This is a genomic window from Streptomyces sp. NPDC001668, from assembly GCF_042893155.1.
In the GTDB taxonomy this organism is placed as follows: Bacteria; Actinomycetota; Actinomycetes; order Streptomycetales; family Streptomycetaceae; genus Streptomyces.
Window position 1 is genome coordinate 97173 of sequence record NZ_JBIAUQ010000007.1, and the last position, 7908, is coordinate 105080.

Here is a 7908-nt window from a genome sequence, read left to right on the forward strand (position 1 = left end):
CAAAAGTAATGATCTAGGAGCTCAAGTGGTGGTAAATCCTGGCGAGATCACGACAGTCGCCCCGGTGGTCGGCACCGCCCAGGTCCTCGCCGAGGTGCTGGCCGGGGTCGTGAAGACGGATCAAGTCCCCCTCGACAGCCACTTCTTCGACGACCTGGGCGCGAACTCCCTGGTCATGGCGCAGTTCTGCGCCCGGGTGCGCAAGCGGGACGATCTGCCGCAGGTGTCGATGAGGGACGTCTACGGCCACCCGACGATCCGCACGCTGGCGACGGCCCTCGCCGAGGCCCCGGCCGCCGAGCCGGTCCCCGCACGGCCGGCCGAGCCACCCCCGCCGCCGGGCAGCACCGCCCGCTACGTCCTGTGCGGGATCCTGCAGTTCCTCGTCTTCGCCGCGTACTGCTTCGGTGCCGGTCTGGCCATGGCCGAGGGGTACTCCTGGATATCCGGCGGCGACGGCCCGCTCTCGGTCTACCTGCGCTCACTGGTCTTCGGCGGCGCCCTGTTCCTCGCGCTGTGCACGCTGCCCGTGGTCGCGAAGTGGGTGCTGGTCGGCCGGTGGAAGGAGACGGAGTTCCCGGTGTGGGGCCTCGCCTACGTCCGCTTCTGGCTCGTCAGGACACTCCTGCGCGCCAACCCGATGGTCCTGTTCACGGGCAACCCGCTGTACGTCCTCTACCTGCGGGCCCTCGGCGCCCGCATCGGCCCGGGCGTGACGATCCTGTCCCACTCGGTGCCGGTGGCCACCGACCTGCTGACCGTCGGCGCGGGCACGGTCATCCGCAAGGACGCCCTGTTCCTCGGCTACCGGGCGCACGCGGGCCGGATCCGCACCGGCCCCGTCACCCTCGGCCGGGACGTCTTCGTCGGCGAGAAGACCGTCCTCGACATCGGCACCTCGATCGGTGACGGCGGCCAGCTGGGCCACTCCTCCGCGCTGTACGGCGGCGCGGCGGTCCCCGCGGGCGAACGCTGGCACGGCTCCCCGGCCCGTCCCACCACGGTGGACCACGTCCGGGTCCCGGCCGCCCACCGCACCACCTGGCGCCGGGCCGGCTACGCCCTGGTGACACTGCTCCAGACGCTGCTGGTGTACGTCCCGCTCGGCATCGGCGGCACGTTCCTGCTGATGGACGTCGTACCGGCGCTCGACCCACTGCTGGAGCCGAACGCCGGGGAACTGGCGTCGGGGTCCTTCTACGCCGAGGCGCTCGCCCTGTCCGTCGCCCTCTTCGCCGGTTTCCTGCTCCTCGGCCTGGTCACCGTGACCGTGCTGCCACGGCTGCTGAACCTGACCCTCAAGGCCGACCGGGTCTATCCGCTCTACGGCTTCCACTACTCGGTGCAGCGCGCGATCGCCCGCATGACCAACATCCGGTTCTTCAAGTGGCTGTGCGGCGACAGCTCGTACATCGTCCCCTACCTGCGGTCCATCGGCTACGACCTCTCGCAGGTCGAGCAGACCGGCTCCAACTTCGGCACCGAGGTCGCGCACGAGACGCCGTACCTGGCCACCGTCGGCAGCGGCACGATGGTCGCCGACGGTCTGTCGATCCTCAACGCCGAGTACTCCAGCACCTCGTTCCGCGTCTCGCGGGTCGCGATCGGCGGGCACAACTTCCTCGGCAACCACATCGCCTACCCGGTCGGCGGCCGTACCGGCGACAACTGCCTGCTCGCGACCAAGGTGTTGGTACCCCTCGACGGCGAACTCCGCGAAGGGGTGGGCCTGCTGGGCTCGCCGCCCTTCGAGATCCCGCGCACGGTGGAGCGCGACACCCGCTTCGACCACCTGCGCGAGGGCGACGAGCTGCGCCGCCGGCTGTCGGCCAAGAACCGCTCCAACGCCCGCACGATGGCCCTGTTCCTGTTCCTGCGCTGGCTGCACTGGTTCCTGCTGACGCTGCTCGGCTTCGCCGCCGTCGGCCTCCACGGCGGCCGGGGCGCCCTCGGCGGAGCGCTCATCGGCGGCTACCTGATGGCCGGCCTCGCCGTGACCGTCGGCTACTGGGCGCTGGTGGAACGCGTGATCACCCGGTTCCGGCCGCTGCGACCGCGGCTGTGCTCCATCTACGACCCGTACTTCTGGTGGCACGAGCGGCTGTGGAAGGTGCCGGACGAGCACCTCGCCGTGTTCGACGGCACCCCGTTCAAGAGCCTGATCTGGCGACTGCTGGGCGTGCGGATCGGCCGGCGGGTCTTCGACGACGGCTGCTACCTCACCGAGCGGACCCTGGTCGCGATCGGCGACGACACCACGCTCGGCCACCACTCCAAGGTGCAGGCCCACTCCCAGGAGGACGGCACCTTCAAGTCCGACCACATCGTCATCGGCGACGGCTGCACCCTCGGAGCGGGCGCACTGGTCCACTACGGCGTCTCGATGGGCGACAGCGCCGTGCTCGGCACCGACGCCTTCCTGATGAAGGGCGAGGAGATGCCGGCGGGGGCGCACTGGGGCGGGAATCCGGCGGTGGCGCTGCGCGGCGCCTGATCTGTCCGAACCGCCTGAACAGGCACGACCTGAGCAAGCAAAACAGGGGGAAGAAAGTCATGCACACAGTTCCGCACCCGACGGCATCCGGTCCGATACCGGACGTCACGGAGTACGCGGTCCGGCTGCCCCAGGGCACGCCGACCGATCCCGCCGCGCTGCTGGCGGCCCACACCAGGGTGCTGGCCGCCCTGTCGGGCGAGGCGGACGGCGCTCCCGGCGACGACCTGCGCGTCACCGTCACCGACGGGGAGCTGCGGCTGCGTTACCGCGCCGGCGCTCTCGACGCCGACGCCGCCGCCCGCGTCGCCGGCTACCACCTCACCGCGCTCACCCACCCGGACCGCGCGAGCCTGCTGTCCGAGGGCGAACTCCGCTTCCAGCTGGAGGAGTTGGCGGGCCCGGTGCGCGAACTGCCGGACCGGCGGGTGCACGAGCTGTTCGAGGAGCGGGTCGAGAAGCACCCGGACGCCGTGGCCGCCGTACAGGGCGGGCGGCGGTGGACGTACGCCGAGCTCAACTCCCGTGCCAACCGGGTCGGCCGGGCGCTGCTGGCCCGCGGTCTCGAGGCCGAGGGTGTCGTCGCCGTCGTCATGGAGCGGAACCTGGACTGGATGGCGGCCGTGCTGGGCGTGCTCAAGGCGGGCGGGGTGTATCTGCCCGTCGAGCCGCACTTCCCGCCCGAACGGGTCGCGAGGACGCTGTCCAGGGCGGGCTGCGCGCTCGTCGTCACCGAGACGGGCAGCACCGCATCGCTCTCCGGTACGGCGGCCGGGACGCTGTTCGTGGACACCGCGTACGCCGAGGGCCACCCTGACGCCGACCTCGGGATCCCGGTCGCGGCGGATCAACTGGCCTACATCTACTTCACGTCCGGCTCGACCGGCGAGCCCAAGGGCGCGATGTGCGAGCACGCCGGGTTCCTCAACCATGTGCTCGCCAAGGTGGAGGACCTGGGGATCGGCGAGGACGACGTGGTCGCGCAGACCGCGCCGCAGTGCTTCGACATCTCCCTGTGGCAGCTGCTCGCCGGGCCGGTCGTCGGCGGACGGACGCTGATCATCGGCCAGGAGACCGTCCTGGACGTGCCCCGGTTCGTGGACACGGTGGTCCGGGGGCGGGTCGACGTGCTCCAGGTCGTGCCGTCGTATCTGGAGGCCGTGCTCGCGGAGTTGGGGCAGCGGCCGCGCGAACTGGCGGACCTGCGCTGTGTGTCGGTGACCGGCGAGGCGGTGAAGCGGGAGCTGGTGCAGCGCTGGTTCGCCACCGCGCCCGGCATCCTTCTGGCCAACGCCTACGGCCTGACCGAGACGTCCGACGACACCAACCACGAGGTCATGGACCGGGTGCCGGACGGTGACCGGGTCCCGCTCGGCCGGCCGGTGCGCAATGTGCGGGTGTACGTCGTCGACGAGGACCTGGTCCCGGTGCCGCTGGGCGCGCCGGGCGAGATCGTCTTCTCCGGGGTGTGCGTGGGGCGCGGCTACGTCAACGACCCCGAGCGCACCGCGGCCGCCTTCACCGAGGACCCGTACCGGCCCGGCGAGCGGCTGTACCGCAGCGGTGACGTGGGGCGCTGGCGGGCCGACGGCAAACTGGAGTTCCTCGGCCGCCGGGACACCCAGGTCAAGATCCGCGGGTTCCGCGTGGAGATCGGCGAGATCGAGAACGCGCTGCTGCGGGTGGACGGGGTGCGCGACGGGGCCGTCGTGATCGTCCGGGGCAGCCAGCTCGCCGCGTTCTGCGCCGGGCCCGAGCCGGTGCCCGCGGAGACGGTACGGGAACGGCTGGCCGTGTCGCTGCCGTCGTACATGGTCCCCGCCGTCGTGCACTGGCGGGAGCACCTGCCGCTGACCGCCAACGGCAAGACCGACCGCCGGACGCTCACCGCGCTCGCCGAGGACCTCGACGCCGGTACGGCGGGCGGGCCCGTGACGGACGGCGAGCGGCGAATGGCGGACGCCTGGGCCGAGGTGCTCGGCGTGCCCGCCGACCGGATCGGCCGGCTCGACCACTTCTTCGACCGCGGCGGCAGCTCGCTGTCCGCCGTGCGTCTCGCGATCGCCCTGGACCGGGCGATCACCCTCCAGGACGTCGTCCGTCACCCGGTCCTCGCGGACCTGGCGGACCTGCTCGACCGGCACAGCTGAAAGGAACCCGAGATGTCATCCACGAGTCTGCTTCCGTACCTGGATCCGGCCCCGGGATCCCCGCCGGTCCTGCACGCCAAATCAGCGGACGAACCGGCGAGTTGGGCCGCCGAGCACCGCGACCCGCTGCGCGCCCTCGTCCTCGAACACGGCTGTGTCCTGGTGCGCGGCCTGGGCCTCGCCGACCCCGGGACGAGCGAGGCGGTCTTCCGGCGGCTGACCGACGGCCTGATGGCCGACCGCGAGCCCTTCGCGCCCCGGCGGCGCTACGCGGACGGCGTGTACTCGTCCACCAAATGGCCGCCGAACCAGCAGATGTGCATGCACCACGAGGTCAGCTACGGCCTGGAGTTCCCGAGCCTGCTGCTGTTCGCGTGTCTGGAGGCGCCCGGGTCCGGGGGCGCGACCGCGCTCGCCGACGCGTCGGCGGTGCTGCGAGCCCTGCCCCGCGACCTGGTCTCCCGCTTCGAACGGGAGGGCTGGCTGCTGACCCGGGCCTACCACGAGGAGATCGGCGCGTCGGTCGAGGAGGCCTTCGGCACCGGTGACCGTGACGCAGTCGAGCGTTACTGCCGCCGACACGCCATCGAGTTCGCCTGGCAGGGCGACGGCTCCCTGCACACCCGGCAGCGGCGCGAGGCGGTGCTGCGGCACCCGTCCTCCGGCCTGCCCTGCTGGTTCAACCAGATCGCGTTCCTCAACGAGTGGACCATGGAGCCCGAAGTGCACGAATACCTGGTGGACCTGTACGGCGCCGACGGGCTGCCCTTCAACACCCTTTACGGGGACGGGAGTCCGGTCGAGGCGGACGTCGTCCGCACGATCAACGAGGTGTACGACGCCCACACCGTGCGCGAGCCGTGGCAGGACGGCGACCTCCTGCTCGTCGACAACATCCGTACGGCGCACAGCCGCGAGCCCTTCGAGGGACCGCGCGAGGTGCTGGCCGCGCTCGGCGACCCGGTGCGACGCGGCGACGGCGAGGTGAGCGGCACATGAGCACCCTGGACGCCCCCTCCTTCGCGCTGGTCACCGGCGCCCAGGTCCAACAGGCCCTGCACGGACGGGAATCCGAGATCGCGGACCTCGTCGAGGCCGTGTTCCGGCTGCACGGCGCGGGCGACTCGGTGAACCCGCCGTCGTACTTCCTGAGGTTCCCGGACCGCCCGTCGTCCCGGATCATCGCACTGCCCGCCTCGCTGGGCGGACCGCTGAGGGTGGACGGTCTGAAGTGGGTCTCCAGTTTCCCGGAGAACATCCGTTCCGGGCTGCCGCGCGCGTCGGCGGTGCTGATCCTCAACGACCCGGAGACCGGCTATCCGTTCGCCTGTCTGGAGAGTTCGGTCATCAGCGCGACGCGCACCGCGTCGTCGGCGGCGCTGGCGGCCGGGAAGCTCAGTGCGGGCCGGGTCCGTCCGGCCCGGGTCGGGTTCATCGGCACCGGGCTGATCGCCCGCTACATCCACACCCATCTCCTCGCCACCGGCTGGGAGTTCGAGGAGACGGGCGTGCACGACCTGTCCGCCGAGAGCGCCGCCGGGTTCCGCGGGTACCTGGAGCGGTCCGGGGCACCGGGGAAGGCCGTGGTGCACGACACCGCCGCATCCCTCATCCGCTCCAGCGACCTGGTCGTCTTCGCCACGGTCGCCGGCACACCGCACGTCCACGACCCGTCGTGGTTCGGCCATCACCCCCTGGTCCTGCATGTGTCCCTGCGCGATCTCGCCCCGGAGATCCTGCTCGCGTCGGCCAACTTCGTCGACGACGTCGAGCACTGCCTCAAGGCCGAGACCTCCCCGCACCTGGCCGAACGACTCACGGGGAGCAGGGACTTCATCGACGGCACGCTGGACGACGTGCTGAGCGGACGGGTGACCGTCCCGACGGACCGGACGGTGGTGTTCTCCCCCTTCGGCCTGGGGGTGCTCGACCTCGCCGTCGGCCGGTACGTCCACGACGAACTGGCCCGGCGCGGCGAACTGCACGTCGTCGACGGGTTCTTCAACGAGCTGCGCCGGTACGGCTGATCGATCAGTGGCGCATGAGGAGGGGGGCGTCATGCCCGTCATATCCGATCCTTCGGAGTTCAACGAGTCAGACCTCTACGTCGACCTGCGGGCGGCGCTGGAGCTTCCGCTGTACCTGAAGTGCGAGGGCTTCAACTTCGCCGGGTCGATCAAGCTGAAGGCGGCCCGCGAGATGGTGAACGCCGCCGAGCGCGACGGCACCCTGCGGCCCGGGTCGGTCCTGGTCGAGTCGTCGTCGGGGAACCTGGGGGTGGCCCTGAGCGTGATCGCCGCGAGCCGGGGCTACCGGTTCCTGTGCGTGACCGACTCGCGGTGCAACCTGGTCACGATCCGGCTGATGGAGGCCCTCGGCACCCGCGTGCACGTGGTCAGGGAGCCGGACCTGCACGACGGGTACCTGGGGGCCCGGCTCAACTACGTGCGGGCGCTGTGCGCCTCGGACGAGCGGTACGTGTGGCTCAACCAGTACAGCAACCAGGGGAACTGGCGGGCGCACTACCGCACCACGGCGCCGGACATCGCGCGCCGCTTCCCGGACCTGGACGTGCTGTTCGTCGGGGCCGGCACCACCGGGACGCTGATGGGCTGCGCCCGCTGGTTCTGGCAGTGGCGGCGCCCGGTACGGATCGTCGCCGTCGACAGCGTCGGCTCGGTCACCTTCGGCGGGCCGCCCGGAGTCCGTCTGATCCCGGGTCTCGGCACGAGCGTGCCGCCGCAGCTGCTCGACAAGTCGTACATCGACGACGTGGTCCTCGTCGAGGAACCGGACACCCTCCAGGTCTGCCGCCGGCTGGCCGCCCGGGGTTTCCTGTTCGGCGGCTCCACGGGCACGGTCGTCAGCGGCGCCCACCAGTGGCTGTCCGCGCACGGCCGCCACGGCCTCACCGCGGTCGCGATCGCCCCGGACCTCGGCGAGCGCTACCTCGACACGGTGTACCGCCCCGGCTGGCCGCACGGCCTGCCCGAGGAGGACCCGCTCCCCCATACGACGGAGGTGATGGCCCACCTGGCCTGAGCACGGGCGGACACCACGGGACGGCCCCGGGCTACCCACGGCGGATGCGGTGGCCCCCTTCACCTGAGCCCGGCCCACGCCCCCGCACGGCCCGGACCGGACCCCGGTCCCGCAAGCGGGGGCGGCGACCCATCCGACCTGGCCACGGGCCCACGCCCACACGGCTTGCGCGAGCCGGACCCGCCCCCAGGCGGCGGACGCGTGGCCCCCTTCACCTGAGCC

5 protein-coding genes are annotated in these 7908 nt (G+C 71.8%); all 5 read left to right on the forward strand.

The annotated features are described in order from the left end of the window. Positions 1–25: 25 nt before the first annotated feature. Genes ACFYZ8_RS22410 through sbnA form a run of 5 tightly spaced genes read left to right on the forward strand, consistent with a single transcriptional unit; the run spans position 26 to position 7686 of the window. A complete protein-coding gene (locus ACFYZ8_RS22410; RefSeq protein WP_388536977.1) occupies positions 26–2494 on the forward strand; it encodes a Pls/PosA family non-ribosomal peptide synthetase in 2469 nt (822 codons plus the stop codon). 59 nt (positions 2495–2553) lie between these two features. Continuing rightward, positions 2554–4644: an amino acid adenylation domain-containing protein gene (locus tag ACFYZ8_RS22415; protein ID WP_388536979.1), complete on the forward strand. Its 2091-nt coding sequence runs from the start codon at positions 2554–2556 to the stop codon at positions 4642–4644. 12 nt (positions 4645–4656) lie between these two features. Next, positions 4657–5643: a TauD/TfdA family dioxygenase gene (locus ACFYZ8_RS22420; protein WP_388536981.1), complete on the forward strand. Its 987-nt coding sequence runs from the start codon at positions 4657–4659 to the stop codon at positions 5641–5643. Further along, positions 5640–6671 (forward strand): 2,3-diaminopropionate biosynthesis protein SbnB, encoded by a 1032-nt coding sequence (sbnB, locus tag ACFYZ8_RS22425; RefSeq protein ID WP_388536982.1) that lies wholly within the window; start codon positions 5640–5642, stop codon positions 6669–6671. Before ACFYZ8_RS22420 ends, sbnB begins: the two co-directional genes overlap by 4 nt. A 31-nt stretch (positions 6672–6702) precedes the next feature. Next, complete coding sequence (gene sbnA, locus ACFYZ8_RS22430; protein ID WP_388536984.1) at positions 6703–7686, forward strand: 2,3-diaminopropionate biosynthesis protein SbnA; 984 nt, start codon at positions 6703–6705, stop codon at positions 7684–7686. The last annotated feature ends 222 nt before the right edge of the window (positions 7687–7908 follow it).